This window comes from Nitrospira sp. (assembly GCA_035968315.1).
Classification (GTDB): Bacteria; Nitrospirota; Nitrospiria; order Nitrospirales; family Nitrospiraceae; genus Nitrospira_D.
On sequence record JAVYIN010000005.1, the window covers coordinates 722,567 to 738,077 of the forward strand.

Annotated in this window: 16 protein-coding genes; 3 read left to right on the forward strand and 13 right to left on the reverse strand. The window is 59.5% G+C overall.

Translation table 11 applies throughout. The features are described 5' to 3' along the window. Positions 1–42: 42 nt before the first annotated feature. The 3 genes from moeB to RI101_07070 all read left to right on the forward strand — a co-directional run bounded on the left by moeB (position 43) and on the right by RI101_07070 (position 1,768). A complete protein-coding gene (gene moeB / locus RI101_07060) occupies positions 43–846 on the forward strand; it encodes a molybdopterin-synthase adenylyltransferase MoeB (protein MEC4889806.1) in 804 nt (267 codons plus the stop codon). A gap of 5 nt (positions 847–851) precedes the next feature. Then, a complete protein-coding gene (locus tag RI101_07065; GenBank protein MEC4889807.1) occupies positions 852–1,361 on the forward strand; it encodes a M67 family metallopeptidase in 510 nt (169 codons plus the stop codon). An 80-nt stretch (positions 1,362–1,441) separates the two neighbouring features. Further along, positions 1,442–1,768 carry a hypothetical protein gene (locus RI101_07070; protein MEC4889808.1) on the forward strand — a complete coding sequence of 109 codons (327 nt, stop codon included), beginning with the start codon at positions 1,442–1,444 and terminating at the stop codon, positions 1,766–1,768. A gap of 24 nt (positions 1,769–1,792) precedes the next feature. Here RI101_07070 and RI101_07075 read toward each other — a convergent pair whose 3' ends face one another. The 13 genes from RI101_07075 to RI101_07135 all read right to left on the reverse strand — a co-directional run bounded on the left by RI101_07075 (position 1,793) and on the right by RI101_07135 (position 15,413). Beyond that, positions 1,793–2,002 (reverse strand): hypothetical protein, encoded by a 210-nt coding sequence (locus tag RI101_07075; protein MEC4889809.1) that lies wholly within the window; start codon positions 2,000–2,002, stop codon positions 1,793–1,795. 2 nt (positions 2,003–2,004) lie between these two features. After that, positions 2,005–2,199 carry a hypothetical protein gene (locus RI101_07080; GenBank protein ID MEC4889810.1) on the reverse strand — a complete coding sequence of 65 codons (195 nt, stop codon included), beginning with the start codon at positions 2,197–2,199 and terminating at the stop codon, positions 2,005–2,007. Positions 2,200–2,290: 91 nt separating this feature from the next. Beyond that, entirely contained in the window at positions 2,291–4,015 is a 1,725-nt protein-coding gene (locus RI101_07085; protein MEC4889811.1) for an ABC transporter ATP-binding protein, read from the reverse strand. Between the two features lie 23 nt (positions 4,016–4,038). Beyond that, positions 4,039–4,569 carry a peptide deformylase gene (gene def / locus RI101_07090; GenBank protein MEC4889812.1) on the reverse strand — a complete coding sequence of 177 codons (531 nt, stop codon included), beginning with the start codon at positions 4,567–4,569 and terminating at the stop codon, positions 4,039–4,041. A 100-nt stretch (positions 4,570–4,669) separates the two neighbouring features. Then, on the reverse strand, positions 4,670–5,461 hold the full coding sequence (locus RI101_07095; GenBank protein MEC4889813.1) for a HEAT repeat domain-containing protein: 792 nt from the start codon (positions 5,459–5,461) through the stop codon (positions 4,670–4,672). 15 nt (positions 5,462–5,476) lie between these two features. Further along, positions 5,477–8,566: a CusA/CzcA family heavy metal efflux RND transporter gene (locus RI101_07100; GenBank protein MEC4889814.1), complete on the reverse strand. Its 3,090-nt coding sequence runs from the start codon at positions 8,564–8,566 to the stop codon at positions 5,477–5,479. Positions 8,567–8,613: 47 nt separating this feature from the next. Then, entirely contained in the window at positions 8,614–9,771 is a 1,158-nt protein-coding gene (locus tag RI101_07105) for an efflux RND transporter periplasmic adaptor subunit (protein MEC4889815.1), read from the reverse strand. Beyond that, positions 9,768–10,967 carry a TolC family protein gene (locus RI101_07110; GenBank protein MEC4889816.1) on the reverse strand — a complete coding sequence of 400 codons (1,200 nt, stop codon included), beginning with the start codon at positions 10,965–10,967 and terminating at the stop codon, positions 9,768–9,770. The genes RI101_07105 and RI101_07110 overlap by 4 nt, the downstream gene beginning before the upstream one ends. A gap of 263 nt (positions 10,968–11,230) precedes the next feature. Beyond that, entirely contained in the window at positions 11,231–12,292 is a 1,062-nt protein-coding gene (locus tag RI101_07115; protein MEC4889817.1) for a spermidine/putrescine ABC transporter substrate-binding protein, read from the reverse strand. Positions 12,293–12,302: 10 nt separating this feature from the next. Beyond that, on the reverse strand, positions 12,303–13,070 hold the full coding sequence (locus RI101_07120) for an ABC transporter permease (protein MEC4889818.1): 768 nt from the start codon (positions 13,068–13,070) through the stop codon (positions 12,303–12,305). Further along, positions 13,067–13,960: an ABC transporter permease gene (locus RI101_07125; protein ID MEC4889819.1), complete on the reverse strand. Its 894-nt coding sequence runs from the start codon at positions 13,958–13,960 to the stop codon at positions 13,067–13,069. Before RI101_07125 ends, RI101_07120 begins: the two co-directional genes overlap by 4 nt. Further along, entirely contained in the window at positions 13,957–15,057 is a 1,101-nt protein-coding gene (locus RI101_07130) for an ABC transporter ATP-binding protein (GenBank protein ID MEC4889820.1), read from the reverse strand. Before RI101_07130 ends, RI101_07125 begins: the two co-directional genes overlap by 4 nt. Before the next feature lie 65 nt (positions 15,058–15,122). Then, the gene (locus RI101_07135; protein ID MEC4889821.1) at positions 15,123–15,413 is read right to left on the reverse strand and encodes a hypothetical protein; all 291 of its coding nucleotides are present in this window, start codon (positions 15,411–15,413) and stop codon (positions 15,123–15,125) included. Positions 15,414–15,511: the final 98 nt, after the last annotated feature.

The following is a 15,511-nucleotide window of genomic DNA, read 5'->3' on the forward strand; positions in this document are numbered from 1 at the left end:
TTTTACATTTCACATTTTACCTTTTACGTTTAACGGAAATCCATGGAACTCACCGATTCACAAATACAGCGCTACAGCCGCCAGATCATCCTGAATGAAGTCGGCGGCAAAGGGCAGAAGAAGCTGGGCAAGGCGAAGATTCTTTTGATCGGGGCCGGCGGCCTCGGATCGCCCTCTGCGCTTTACCTGGCCGCCGCCGGCATTGGCACGATCGGCCTCGTGGACGGCGACGTCGTGGACCTGTCGAATCTGCAACGCCAGGTTATGCATTCCACGGCCACTCTGGGACAGCCCAAAGTGGAGTCCGGCCGCAAGACCCTGTCTGCGATCAATCCGGAGATCACGATCAACACCTATCATCAGTTGGTCGATGCCGACAATATTCTCCCGCTCATTTCCCAGTACGACATCGTGCTGGACGGCTCGGATAACTTCTCGACCCGTTTTCTGGTGAACGATGCCTGCTTCTTTGCCAAGAAGACACTCATCTCAGCCAGTATGTTCCGGTTCGAGGGCCAGCTCACGACGATCAAGCCGCATGAAGGCTATCCCTGCTATCGCTGCCTCTATCCAGAACCGCCGCCGGCCGGGCTGGTCCCGAACTGCCAGGAAGCCGGTGTGCTCGGCGTGTTGGCCGGTACGATGGGAATCCTGCAAGCCTCCGAGGCGATCAAGGAAGTGCTGGGCATCGGCGAGACCATTGCCGACAAGCTCGTGATCTACGATGCGCTCGACATGAAGTTCCGCAAAGTTAGCCGCCCTAAGGATCCGGCCTGCCCGCTCTGCGGCCCGAATCCTAAGATTAAAGACCTGAATCTCGACTACACAGTCAGCTGCACTATCTAACCATCGTGGCTGATCTCGTCATCCCACAAGCGATTCTCGACGACATGGTCGCCCATGCGAAGGCACTCGCCCCCTACGAGTGCTGCGGCCTCCTCGCAGGGACTGGCGGCACCGTTACCCACCTCTACCGAATCAAGAATATCGTGGCGCTTGAAGGGGCGGAGAAACTCTCCACGTTCGACCCCTCCAAAGCCGCGCATCTGGAACGGCTCTCGCCGGCCGAACGCGCGGAAATCGCCTTCGTCATGGACATGCAGGATTTCTCCAGCGCCAAAAAAGACATGCGGACCAAAGGGCTCGACCTGCAGGTCGTCTACCATTCCCATCCGCACGACCCTGCCCGCCCGTCTGTCACCGACATCAAAATCGCGACCGACTACGAAGAAATTTGGCCCAAAATCAATCTCCCCACACCCGCCTACATCATCCTCTCACTCATGCACAGCACGCCCGATATCAAAGCCTACTGGATCAAAGGTGGGGCCGTGTCACCGGCCAGCATCGACGCGGCCTAGTCGGCAAATTCATATTTCCTTCTGTCCGTGCGAATGCGATAATGCCGCCGTCATCGTCCTATTTAAAAGGAGCGATCGTTATGGCACTCATACGGACCATTCTTTTTGCTGCCTCCCTCACTCTCCTCCTCGCCGGTCAAAGCCGCGCCGAGGACAAGAGCTTCTACAGTCCGGTCATCCACATCGACGTTGAAAACCACCGCATCCTGATCTCCAAACTCGGAGGGGTCTTCTACATCGACGTCCCGGAGGTCGCGCGGCCACACATGGAAAAACTGCCGATCTCAGGATTGGTGGATTTTGTCGTTGAATGGAAGGGCGATGATCAGATGGCCGTGATCAAGACCTGGAAAGTCAAATCCGGGGAATCGACCTGCATGTATTTCAACGGAAAAGAGTGCAAGTAGCCAAAGACTGATAGATCGGCGCCCCTATTCTGAACTCCCCAGCATGTCGTCGATCAGCGGGCGATTAATGTCGGTGCAGCCGAGGCAGATCGTATCGAAGAGCGCTTCGTGGTCTGCGACAAAGTTCCTCGCGTCCGGCAGCTTCTCCGCGTATACCTGGTCATAGCACGTTTCACACAACATCATGAGTCCCCGCGAGACGGAGACGGTTTTCCGGCCTGTACTCCCAGCCATCTCTACACCGATCCCTTCTGTCGTGCGATCCAAAAATCTTCAGGCTCCAGATCGATTCCACACGCTGCGCACTCATAGATGGACTGCCCTTCCGGCAACTGGATTTCAGTCCGAATGATGCGTCCACGGCACACGTGATAGAACCGCCCTCTCGCATCCTCGTCATCCAACGGATCGCTTTCGTATATCAACACCATCGCTAGTCTCCCATCAAATGGCCTTCAGTATACTGGCTGGCCTGATCTATCCACAACGGCCAGACACGTCACTCCACGTTTCACAGTCTCGTTACACCTGAAACTGGGCCTCGTACAACCCGGCATAGACCCCGCCTCGCGCGAGCAACACATCATGCGTCCCGTCTTCGACCACTCGCCCATGATCCACGACCACGATGCGGTCCACATCCTGAATCGTCGAGAGCCGGTGCGCAATGATGATCGTGGTCCGCCCCTTCGTCAGCTCGTTGAGGGCTTCCCGGATCTTCACCTCTGTTTCGGTGTCAATATTGGAGGTCGCCTCATCGAACAGGACGATGGGCGGATCTTTCAGGAGGACCCGGGCGATCGACACGCGCTGCCGCTGTCCCACGGACAACTTCACGCCCCGTTCCCCGATCCAGGTATCGTAGCCCTCGGGAAGGGCCATGATGAACTCATGGGCGCGCGCCGCCTTGGCAGCGGCTTCCACCGCCTCCTGTCCCGCGGACAGATTCCCGTACAAGATATTCTCACGGACCGTGCCGTTGAACAGGAACGGTTCCTGCTGCACCAGCCCGATCTGGCTGCGTAGAAAGCTCAAGGGCAGCTCGCGAATATCATAACCATCGATCGTGACCGATCCCTCCGTCACATCGTAGAACCGGGGAATCAGCTTGAGCGTCGTGCTCTTTCCCGCTCCGCTGGGCCCGACCAGTGCGACCCGCTCCCCGGCCCGCACGGCAATGGTGACGTCGCTCAGAATCGGCACATCCGCCCGATAATGGAACCGTACATGGTGAAAGGCCACCTCGCCCTTCAGCCGTTTCAGCGGCGCGACCGCCCCTGGCCGGTCATGCACGTCCGGCACGGCATCGAGGATATCGAAGACCCGTTCGCTGGCGGCCAGCGCATGTTGCAGCATGTGATTGACCGAATGAATCTGATTGATCGGCACATAAAAGAGGGCGAGATACGACACGAACATCACCAGTTCGCCAACCGAGAGCTGCTGTTGCAGCACCTCCTCGACCCCGAACCAGAGCACCAAGACCCCGCCAAGGCTGCCGAGCAGCGTCATCCCCGGCGAATAGAACGACCAGAGGTACATGGCCTTCAAGGTATCCTGCCTGCAGCGATCACTCTTGCGGCCGAACCGCTCCTGTTCGTAGGGCTGCCGGTTGAACCCCATCGTCTCACGGATGCCAGCCAGCGCATCTTGCAGCAAGGCGTTGAGTTCGGCCGACCCTTTGCGAATCTCCTTGTAATAGCCATGCACCCGCTTGGTGAACCCCATCGCGCCCAGGATCAGCAGAGGAATCGGCACCAGCGCCAGCAGCGCCAGCTTCCAGTTGAGCCAGAAGAGCACCCCCATGATGCCGGCCAATGTCAGCCCCGCGGTAATGACGCCTTCCAGGCCATCGACGAAGATGCGCTGCATGTGCTCGGTGTCATTCAAAACCCGCGACATGATTTCGCCCGTCGGCCGGTTCTCAAAAAAACTGATGGAGAGCCGCTGCAGTGCGCCAAACACTTGGATATGGAGATCATGCACCACCTGCTGTTCCAGCGTGTTGTTCAGACGGATGCGCAGGGAGCTGGAGAGATTTCTCAGAAGATAGGCGGCGACCAGCCCGGCAAAGACCCAGCCGAGCAAGTCCACGCGCTGCGCGTGAATCACGTCATCGATCAGGATTTTCACCAGCCAGGCCGGAACCAGTTCAAAGGCCGTCGTCAGGCCGGCAAAGAGAAACGTCCCGATCACCATCAGGCGATAGGGCCGGAGATACTGGAGCACACGGAGCAGGGTGTTCACAGGGTAGGATCAATCCCGTTGCGTCAGATGACGGCAGCCGGATCTTTCTTCCAATAATGATCGAACTCGGCAAGCTGGGTGAGCGTCGAGAGATCCGACATCCGGTCGAGGAAGACCTTTCCGATGAGATGGTCCATTTCATGCTGAATGCAGACGGCATAGAGGCCGGTCGCTTCAAAATCCAAGGGCTTGCCCTTGCGATCCAAGGCCTTGACCCGTACCAGCGAAGGCCTCGTCACTTTGCCGCGCAAGCCATCCACGCTCAGGCACCCTTCCCAATTCTCGACCTGTTGCGGCCCGTAAAACACGATGGAGGGGTTGATCAACACCGTCTCGGGAAACCCGTCCTCCCCTTCACAACCCATCACCACCAGCTGGACGGAACGGGATACTTGAGGCGCCGCCAGCCCGATCCCCGGTTCGTCATACATGGTTTCGAACATATCGTCGATCAACCGCTGTATCGCCGAGGACAGAATTTCCTTCTGGCTCAACGATGCCGCCTGTTGGCGGAGAACCGGATTCCCGAGTTTTGCAATATTCAAAATCGCCATCGATTACGGATCCACTGGTTAGACAGACAAATCACCAACCGTGTCAAAAGCTACCACACCGCTCTTTTTACGCGCAACCTGGTCTCTCGACGCGCGCTCCCTATGAGCGCTGTCCTGAACGGCGGGGCTCAGGAATTTCAAAGATCTCCTTGTTCGCCTCCCACCACTCCACCCACTCCGACACCCAGGCCTGCCGGTCCTGTTTCGTCGAGGTATCCCAATCATGGAACTCGGTTTCATGCCGGGTGAGAATCCACAAGGAATGCAAGGCCGACATCGCCACAAACCGCTCCTCATCGATGATCATGGGGATGAGCGTCGGAATCACCGCCTTCTCCCGAACATAGCGGGCCTCAAACGCCGCCGCTTTGCGCACCGACGGATTGAGATCCTTCGCCATGACGGCAATCGCGTCCGGCGTCTTGGCCGCATCCAGCCGGATGGCGACGCGCAGCGCATGCTCACGGACGCGGGGAATCTCATTCGGCTCTTTGGCCGTCGCCAGCAAAGCCGGCACCCCCGACACCCCCTTCATCATCGAAAGGGTTTCAATCGCGTTGTAGCGAATTCTTGGGCTCGGCATCGTCAGCGCCTTGATCAACACCGGAACCGACGGCTCGCCGAGATGCACGAATTCACCCATGGCCCAAAACTCCTGCTTGCCCTCCAATAACGGCAACAGGGCTTCGGCTCGTGTGATCTCTTCGGGATTGAGCGGATTCGTATTGGGCGGCACCGAGACATCTGGAAAATCCTGGCTCTTGGGTGGAGCCTCATACGGAATTTGCGCCAAAATGACGGGAGGGGTGTGACTCACCTCTCCCCACGCCGCGCCGCCGCCGCACACAGCCACCGCACTCAGAATCGCACTGACGATGTAAGACCGTTTCACTGGTTCTCTCTCCTTTCAGACTGCCTCATCGGCGCTGTCTTCCGTTATTTCTTCCTCGTTCCGATGCACCACTTCATACAACACCGGCAGGACGACCAAAATCAAGAAGGCGGCCGTTAACATCCCGCCCACCACCACACGCGCCAGCGGCTTTTGCGCTTGTGACCCGATGCCGGTCGCCAGCGCGGCAGGCAACAGGCCGATCGCCGCCCCCAGCGTCGCCATCAGAATCGGGCGCATTTGCATATCCGCGCCTTTGCGCACAGCCTCACGCAGCGTTTCCCCAGTCCGGCGAAACTCCTCAATGCGCGAAATGAGCAGCACCCCGCCGAGTATCGCCACCCCCAACGTCGAAATGACACCCACCGCCGCCGAAATGCTGAAGTTGGTGTTGGTCAGCACCAGCGCCAGCACGCCGCCGACCAATGCAAAGGGAACCGTCGCCAGCACCAGCAGCGCATTCTTCAAGGAATCGAACGTCGTATAGAGCAGGAAGAGAATGATCAGCATGCTGATCGGCACGATCTTGGCCAGCCGCTTTTGCTCATCTTTCAACTGATCGTACTGCCCGGCCCATTCCATTCGATAGCGTTCCGGCAGCGTCACCGCCTTGGCCATTCGCGCCTGCGCCTCTTCCACCGTGCTCTGCAGATCGCGGTCCCGCACGCTGAACTTGATGGGGATATACCGCTCATTGTTTTCCCGATAAATAATGAACGCCCCGGTCTGAGTCGTAATGTTGGCCAGCTGCTTGAGCGGAATCCGGGCGCCGTCCGGCGTGCTCACCAGAATATTGCCGATGGACTCCACATCCTGGCGGAACTCCGGCAGGAAGCGCACGACGAGATCGAACAACCGTTCCCCCTCATAGACCTGTGTGACGGCCTGGCCGCCCACCGCCGCTTGGACCACGGCGTTGACATCGGCGACTTGCAGTCCGTACCGGGCGCTCGCCTCGCGATCCACTTGAATCAGCAAGTTGGGCTGGCCGACAAGCCGGAAAATTCCAAGGTCCTTGACCCCGCGAATCTGTTTCATCACCTGTTCGACTTCGACCGCCTTTTCCTCCATCGTCTTGAGATCGGTGCCGAACAGCTTGATCGAATTTTCGCCTTTGACTCCGGACATCGCTTCTTCCACGTTATCCTGAATGACCTGTGAGAAGTTGAAGATCACGCCGGGAATATCTTTCAGCTTCCCCTCGATTTCCTCGATCAAGGCCTCCTTGCTCAACCCCTTCCGCCACTCCTGCTGCGGCTTCAAATTGGCCAGGAACTCGGCGTTGAAAAAACTGGTCGGATCCGTCCCGTCATCCGGACGGCCGAGCTGGGACACGATCGTCGTGATCTCCGGCGACTCTTTGAACAGGCGCCGGATCTCCCCCGTCAAGCGGGCGGCCTGATCGAATGAAATATCCACCGGCATCGTGGCGCGCACCCACAAATTTCCCTCTTCCAACGCCGGCATGAATTCTCCACCGAGGAACTGCAGCGCGACCATCGCCGAGAGCAGAGCCCCTCCGGCAAACCCAAGCACGACCATGCGATGGTCCAGCGCCCATTCGAGCGTCCGCATATACACACGGCGCACACCCCGCACCACGACCGTATCGGCCTCACTGATCTTGCCCCTCAGCAAAAATGAGCACAGCACCGGCGCGAGCGTAAAGGCCATCAACAGCGCGCCAAGCAACGCAAATCCATAGGTGATCGACATGGGCGCAAAGATTTTCCCCGGGACACCGGTCATGGTGAAGAGTGGAATGAAGGCCACCACGATGATCGCGGTCGAGAAGAAGATCGGCCTCCCCACCTGCCGCGCCGCGCGGATAATCTGCTGGTGCGTCGTCAAGCCCTGCACCTTGCCATGCGCCAGGTGGAAGAAGATGCTCTCCACCATAATCAACGTGGCATCGACGATAATCCCAAAGTCGATGGCGCCAAGCGAGATCAGATTGGCCGACTGTCCAATCAGAATCATCGCTGTAAACGTGAAGAGGAGCGAGAGCGGAATGGTCAGCGCCACGATCACGGCGGCGCGGAAATGCCCCAGAAATACGACGAGAATGACGAATACCAGCACCATGCCGCTGATCAAAATATCCGTGACCGTTTCCACGGTGGTATGGATCAGCTTCGTGCGATCGTAGAAGGTCTTGACCTTCACCCCCTCCGGCAGTTTCCAGGCATTCAACTCCTCGACTTTGGCGCGCACTTTATCCAGCACCGGCAGCGCCTTATAGCCGCGTTGCAGCAGCACCACGCCTTCGACCACATCGTCCCGGTCGTCAATCCCGACCTTGCCCAGCCGCACCTGATGGCCGACCGCCACCCGGCCCAAGGTATTGATATAGATCGGCGTCCCGTCTTTTTCCGCCACGACCACGTTTTCGATATCTTCCAGCCGATTGATGAGGCCGAGCCCGCGGATGTTGTAATTCTGCGCCCCGATCGTGAGATAGTTGCCGCCCACGTTGGCATTGCTGTTCGTCAGGGCCGTCATGACTTGCGAGAGACTCACGCCGTAACTGATCAGCTTCCCCGGATCGATATCGACATGGTATTCCTTCGTCGTCCCGCCGAAGGCCGTAACATCGATCACCCCGGGAACCCGCTTGAATTCCCGCCGCACCTGCCAATCCTGAATCGTCTTGAGCGTCGTGAGGTCGGATCCTTCGCCCGTCAGCTCATAGCGAAAGATTTCCGCGATGGCCCACCAGGGAGACAACACCGGTTCCGCCCCCGGCGGGAGCCGGACTGTCCCGATCCGGTTGAGCACTTCCTGGCGATCACGGAACATCTCCGTGTCGAAGTCGAAATAGACTTTGATGTCGCTCAGACCGAAGATCGACAGGGACCGGATATCCGTCAGCCCCGGCATGCCGTTCAGCGCCACTTCGAGGGGGATCGTGATCTGGCGTTCGACCTCCTCCGCCGACCAGCCGGGATGCTGCGTGATCAGCTCCACCATGGGCGGCGAAGGATCGGGATAGGCGACGATGTCCAGCAGATGGAAGGCGTAGAGGCCGCCGAAAAGCAGCAGCAGCCCCAATGCACAGATGAGGAACCGCTGTACCAGCGAGATCTCAACGAGGCGTGTAATCATCAGCGTTCAAAATCCAGGAAGGCTTTGGGAGGACGGTTCACAGGAGTTTAGAAACCCTTCACTTCTTGGCCCTTGATCAGCACCGCCCCCTTGGTGACGATCCGCTGCCCGCGCGCAAGCCCTTCAAGCACGCGGACCTGCTCCGAGGAAATATTGGCGACTTTGACTTCGCGCTTGACGTACCGGTTCTGATCCTCCACCACATAGACGAACTGCTTGCCGTCCGCCTCCAACACCGCTTCCCTGGGCACCACAATGAATTGCGACGCCTCTCCCACATCCAGATGCAGACGGGCAAACATCTCCGGTTTCAGCTTATGGGCCTCGTTATTCACCCAGGCCCGCACCTTGATCGTCCGGGTCGCCGGATCGACCACATCGCCGATCGCGGCCAGCGTTGCTGGAAAATCGATGCCGGGATAGGCTTCCACGCTCACACGGGCAAACTGGCCTTCCTTCACCAGCGCCAGATCCCGCTCATAGAGATCGGCCAAGACCTGCAACATATCCAAATCGGCGACGGTGAAGAGCACCTGGGCCGGATCGCCCCCCACGGATTGCCCCGGCGTCACGGCCCGTTCCACCACCACCCCCGTCAGGGAGCTCTTCATTTCAAAACGCGACGTAATTTTTTGTTTATCGAGCGGCTTGGTCAATTCCTCGGCCGGCACCCGGAGCGACAGCAGCCGTTCCTTCGCCCGGCGGAACTCCGCCCGGGCCTTCACCAGTTCGTTCTCCGCCTGCTTCAGATCTTTGAGCGGCATCGCTTTGTTTTCGTACAGATCCTTCGCCAGCTCATGCGCCCTGGTCGCGTACTGCAGGTCGGAGTCCTCTTTCACATATTCCGAATAGGCCTGCGCGATATCGGGGCTATCGACCACCAGCAGCACGTCGCCCGCCTTCACCCGATCGCCCAAATGCACCCGCACTTCGACGACCCGGCCCTGCAACGGCGACGAAATCTTCGAATAGCGATCTTCTCCGTAGGCCACCTTCCCCGACAGGGTCAGGGCTTGATGAGACGAGCTGAAATCGACGACGGCCGTTTCGACGCGTGATTGTGCGTCGGCCAGCGATCCGGCCGATGGAGGGGACGGAACTGCCGCTGAATCCGGATGAGACGGCTGATCCGTCCGTCCGCAGCCAGAGACGGTCAGCAGCAATAGCACCGCCAGCGTGAGGGGAGCGCTCTGCGCAGACGTCATAGAATCTCCTGCCCCACGGCGCTCTGTAATTGAATCACGTTGCGCTGATAGTTGAAGAGCGCCTCGAAGTAATTCTGCTGGATCGTCCGCGAGGTTCTGGCCGCATCGAGCAGGTCGAGAATGGTCGCGCCCCCCCGCTCATAGGCCCGCTCCACAATGGTCAGCGTCGAGCGCGCATCGTCCAGGACACCGCCCAGGAAGGCCTCCACCAGGCGCCGGCTCTGCATCAGGTTCTTGTAAGCGACATCCACTTCGTTTTCGACCTGATTGAGCGTCTTGTTCAAATCGGCCTCGGCGCTCTGCACCGCGACTTCCGCTTGCATGATCCCGCCCTGATTCCGGTTGAACAACGGCAAGGGCACCCCCACACTGAGCGCGACCTGCCCCGGATTGTCAGGCCCCCTGGCCCCCTGCACAGAATACCCGCCGCCGACGGTCACATCGGGAATCCGGTAGGCCATGGCCAGTTTCAAATCAGCCTCGCGCTGCGAGAAGACAAACCGTTTCATCCGCACATCGGCGCGCGCATCCAGCGCCACCGTGCGCAGCCGGCTGATGTCCGGATCGATGCGCTTATACTCGAACTCCGAGGTCAATTCGAGCTGCGTGGCCGGAGAGAGGCGGAGGAGCTGCCGGAGATCGGCCCGAGCCGTTTCGCTCTCCTGAATGGCCTGAATGACTTGGGACTGAAAATCGATGAACTGCAACCGGATGCGGATCAAATCGACTTCCGCGATATAGCCCTTCTTGAACCGGATGGTATTAACTTCAAGGATGCGGGAAAACCGGTCCCGATTTTCCTCGGCCAGCGTCAGACGGCGCTGGGCCAATTGAATGCGATGGTAGGCGTCTTTCACCGTAAAACTGAGCTGCCGTACCGCGTCTTCAAACGCGGCTTCGGCCGACTGAGTCCCGAAGGCGGCGCTTTCGATTCGATACCCGCGTTTGCCGGCCAGTTCGAACAATTGCTGCACCTGGGCGATGACCGCCCCGCTATTCCCCATCGTTCTGCCCTGGGTAAACGCGCTCAGCGTTCCGATCGACGCCACCGGATTGGGAAAGAGTCTCGCCGTAATTTGCTGTCCTTTGGCCGATTCGATCCCGAATTTCGCGATCAACAGATCGAGATTCTGGCGCAAAAACAACGCAACGGCGTCATCGAGACTCAACCGAATAGCTGAAGCTGTAGCAGGCACACCCGGCATCTTGCCCGGACTATCTGTGGCGGATTGGATCGATTGTCCCAAGGCAGGCGGGGAGAAGAATAGGCCCATGGCCAGGAGAGCCACGCCTCCCAACAGAAGACCGCACATACCACTACGAAGAGATCGCGCTGAATTCGTAATACGCACTCCCCCACACATGTCCGGTGAACCGCGGCAGAGAGGCTGACGGCAGAAGCAAGTTGTCCACATTATACTGATTTCATCGGCACTTGCAACGACATCACGGAATCGGGTTACCGCATCTTGAGTTCCGTCCAGGCCCGGTCATACAAGCGCATCGCCTTCCCGACGTCCGTCATCCATTCCAATCGCGGCATCAACTCAGCCGGAGGATAAACGGCCGGGTTCGCCAGAAGGTCTTTTCTCACGAAGGCCCTCGACTCCCGATTGGAAGCCGCGAACAGGAGCCGCTCGGAAGCGTTCGCCGCCACCCGCGCGTCGATCAGAAAATTGATAAAGGTCATCGCCAGGGCTTTCCGTTTCGACGATTGCAGGACCACCAGGCAGTCGGCCCAGATCGTGCCCCCTTCCTTTGGCACCACGTAGCGAATCGAGGGCCGGTCTGCCATCGCCCGCGCCACAGGCCCTCCCCAGCCCTGCGCCAAAACCACATCCCCGGATGCAAGCAGCTGAGAGTAGTTGTCGCTCGCATAGGTCTTCACCAGCGGTTTTTGGGCGATCAGTTTCTGTTTCGCCGCCTCGATCACCAGCGGATCGGTCGTATTCATCGATTGCCCCATGGACCGCAGCACCGCACCAAACACTTCCCGCTGGTCGTTCAACATGCTGATCTTCCCCCGGTATCGTTCATCCCACAATACGTCCCAGCTGTCCGGCGGAATCGTGACCACGGCAGAGTCGTAGCCGATCCCCACCGTTCCCCAGAGGTACGGCACGGAATAACGGTGCGAGGGATCAAACGCAAGCTGCTGCAAATGCGCTTCCAGGGACCTCAGATTGGGAAGAGCCGCCTGGTCCAATTCAGCCAAGAGCCCCTGAGCCGCCATGATCGACACCATGAAATCAGACGGCACGGTCACATCGTAGCCGGATGCCCCGCCTTGGAGCTTCGCCAGCAACTCTTCATTGCTGCTGAAGGTATCGATGACCACCTTCGCCCCATGCGCGCGCTCGAACTCCCCAATCAACTCCGGGCTGACATAATCCGACCAGGTGAGGTAATGCAGCGTCTCCGCCAACCCGCCCTGTGCCTGCCTCCCCACGCCGGGCGTCCGGTCACAGGCCAGCAGGGCGATGAGACTGAACAGGGAGAGCAATACGATCCGTATATTCATCACGCGCATCCTACCGGCGCTGAAACAATAGCGACAGTCCGACCAGCCCCATGGAGACCATCACCAGCACCGCCGAGAGCGCGTTGATCTCCGGAGACACTCCGGACTTGATCATCGAATAGACCTTCAGCGGCAGCGTGGTCGCGCCGGGCCCTGCCACAAAGAAGGTGACGATGAAGTCGTCGAGCGAAATCGTGAAGGCCAGCAGCGCGGCCCCCAAGATGGCCGGAAAGAGCAACGGCAGCGTGACCCGCCAGAACCCCTGCCACGGCGTCGCGCCCAGATCGTAGGCCGCTTCGAGCAGCCGGGGATCGAGCTTCTGAAGCCTCGCGCGAATGACAAGGATCGCGACCGGGAGATTGAATGCGGCATGCCCGACGATCACCGTCGTCATACTCAGCGGCATCCGCAGCAGGACAAACAACAAGAGGAGCGCCACGCCCATCATCACTTCGGGAATGACCAGCGGCAGAAGCACGATCGGATCCAACAGCCCGCGCCATCGCGGCCGGACCCGCTCCAGCCCCATCGCAGCCGGCATGCCGAGCAGCATGACGATAACCGTTGAGATGGCCGCCACCAGCAGACTATTGCCCGTCGCGGCCCGCAAGGCGTCGTCCCGCCATAAGATTTCGTACCACTGCCAGGAGAACCCCTGCCACGTTGCAGACAACCGTGAGGCATTCATGGAAAACACCATAAGGACGGCAATCGGCAAATAGAGAAAGGCCAGCCCCAGCACACTGAGCACCCGCAGCCAGCCCCCCTGGGCTCTCATGACGCCCTCCGCTTGCCATTTGCCGACGCACGCGACCTGAAGGACCAGATCATCGCCCCGGTCACAAACGCCATCAGCACCATGGAGAGCGCCGACCCCAGCGGCCAATCCCGGGCAATCAAATATTCGTGCTGAATCAGATTACCCACCATCATGCTCCTCGCGCCGCCCAGCAGATCCGGCGTGATGAAAGCCCCGAGCGAAGGGATAAACACCAGCACACAGCCAGCCACGATGCCGGGCTTCGTGAGCGGAACCAGCACCCGCCAGAAAACCGACCATCGGTCCGCATAGAGATCCCAGGCCGCTTCGATGAGCGTACGATCGACTCGTTCAATCGCCGCATAGAGGGGCAGCACCATGAACGGGAGATAGCCGTAGACAAGGCCGAGCACCACCGCCATGTTGGTGTAGAGGAGCTCCAGAGGAGTCGAGATCAGGCCGAACTTCAGCAGCACCGTATTCATCAGCCCCTCGGTCCTCAGAATGAATATCCAGGCGTAGGTCCGCACGAGAAAATTGGTCCAGAAGGGGATCATGACCAGCACCAGCCACACGGCCTGCCGCCGTGGCGCCAGCCGGGCGATGTAGTAGGCCAAGGGAAAGCCCATCGCCAGACAGATGATCGTCGTCAGCGCCGCCAGCAGGAGGGACTGTCCAAAGATCCGTCCATAGAGGGCGTGCAGCAGATCCCGGTAATTCTCCAGACTGAAATCCCAGACGATCCCCCCATAGGTCCCACGCGTGGCAAAACTGACGAGGAGAATCACGGCCATCGGCAGCACGCAGAACAACGCCGTCCAGCACAGGCCAGGCGCCAGCAACCACCACGCGGCGCCACGGGCTTCACCCTCACCGCCAGTTCTGTGTGCCGATGGTTCAGACATCATGACAGCGGCAGCACCACCCCATCCGACACATTCCACTGCACCGAGACCGGATCGCCAATCTTCCACGGCGGCGACCCGGCCGTGCGGTTGGGCAGATGGATGGTCCAAGAAATCTGGTCGGCCACACGAACGGTACAATGCCACTCGCTGCCGATATAGCGCAGGGACTCCACTCTGACGGGCAGTTCATTGTCGAAGCCTCTGCCGCCGCCGTTTGCTGTCAGCTGCACCCGTTCAGGCCTGAGGATAAGCGCCACTGCCGCGCCGGACTGGAGCCCGGAAGGCATCGCCACGCGAATCCTGTTTGGCAACATGGAATCGGCACAGGCCAGTATGGCCTGCCCGTCATGAAGCTCCGTGACAGTCCCGCGCAATTCATTCGACATGCCGATGAATTGAGCGACAAAATGCGTGGCCGGCGATTCATACAGGTCCTGGGGACGACCGATCTGCACCACCCGCCCCTGCTGCATCACCGCCAACCGGTCCGAAAGCGCCAGCGCTTCTTCCTGATGATGCGTGACACAGACGAACGTCACGCCCACCTGCGCCTGAATCGACTTCAGTTCGGCCTGCATCTGCTGGCGCAACTGCTGGTCGAGCGCGGCCAGCGGTTCGTCGAGCAAGACCACCGCCGGCCGGTTCACGAGCGCGCGCGCCAGCGCGACACGCTGCTGTTCCCCTCCCGACAACTGGCCCGGCATGCGATCCCGCTTGCCTCCGAGCTGCACCAACTCCATGGCCGCAGCCACGCGCGCCTCGATCTCAGGGCGGGCCACCCGCTTCATTTCCAGCCCAAAGGCCACGTTCTCCGCAACAGAGAGATGAGGAAAGAGCGCATAGGATTGGAAGACCAGATTGACCGGACGCCGGTTGGGAGGCACGCCCGCCATCGACCGTCCATCGATGAGGATCTCACCGGAGTCCGGCGTTTCAAACCCGGCCAGCATCCGCAACAGCGAGGTCTTGCCGGCTCCGCTGGGACCAAGAATGGAGAAAAATTCACCCCGGCGAACGCCGAGGGTGACATGGTCCACCGCCAGGGTGGCCCCGTGGCGTTTGACCAAGGCGCGGATGTCGATGCTCAGATCGGCCACGGAATGGATGTCCTACACAGGCCGGACGGAGAGGTGAGAAGACGGATCAGGACAGCGGCAGCCGCTCAACTATCCAGCCCGCTCTTGGAATGATGGTCCCGCAAATGTTTCCGCACACGCACTTTTTCGTGATGCTTCCGCAAGAGCTGTTGCCGGATCACATTCCGGTCCTCCGCCACGATGCGGACCAGGCGATCCACATCTTCGGCATGGTCACGCACTAACTCGGTCAGTTTCTGGAGCTGGAACTCCAGCCGCTCAATCCGCCACATGGCATCTTTCGCGGGCTCCGCCGGCTTGCGAGCGACTTTGCCGTTGCTGCGAGGAAGAGCCGCCACAATAAGATCACGTTTCATACACACTCCTTTATTCACTCGGCCGTCACGCGTCCACCTACGACTTTCGGCTAGTATTATCCGTGGTCTCCCCGAAGTCAATCATTCAGCTTCCTTTC

Coding starts and splice junctions, on each gene's coding strand:
- moeB (MEC4889806.1), top strand. CDS start 43: ATGGAACTCACCGATTCACAAATACAGCGCTACAGCCGCCAGATCATC.
- RI101_07070 (MEC4889808.1), top strand. CDS start 1,442: ATGGCACTCATACGGACCATTCTTTTTGCTGCCTCCCTCACTCTCCTC.
- RI101_07075 (MEC4889809.1), bottom strand. CDS start 2,002: ATGGCTGGGAGTACAGGCCGGAAAACCGTCTCCGTCTCGCGGGGACTC.
- RI101_07080 (MEC4889810.1), bottom strand. CDS start 2,199: ATGGTGTTGATATACGAAAGCGATCCGTTGGATGACGAGGATGCGAGA.
- def (MEC4889812.1), bottom strand. CDS start 4,569: ATGGCGATTTTGAATATTGCAAAACTCGGGAATCCGGTTCTCCGCCAA.
- RI101_07100 (MEC4889814.1), bottom strand. CDS start 8,566: ATGATTACACGCCTCGTTGAGATCTCGCTGGTACAGCGGTTCCTCATC.
- RI101_07105 (MEC4889815.1), bottom strand. CDS start 9,771: ATGACGTCTGCGCAGAGCGCTCCCCTCACGCTGGCGGTGCTATTGCTG.
- RI101_07115 (MEC4889817.1), bottom strand. CDS start 12,292: ATGAATATACGGATCGTATTGCTCTCCCTGTTCAGTCTCATCGCCCTG.
- RI101_07120 (MEC4889818.1), bottom strand. CDS start 13,070: ATGAGAGCCCAGGGGGGCTGGCTGCGGGTGCTCAGTGTGCTGGGGCTG.
- RI101_07125 (MEC4889819.1), bottom strand. CDS start 13,960: ATGATGTCTGAACCATCGGCACACAGAACTGGCGGTGAGGGTGAAGCC.
- RI101_07135 (MEC4889821.1), bottom strand. CDS start 15,413: ATGAAACGTGATCTTATTGTGGCGGCTCTTCCTCGCAGCAACGGCAAA.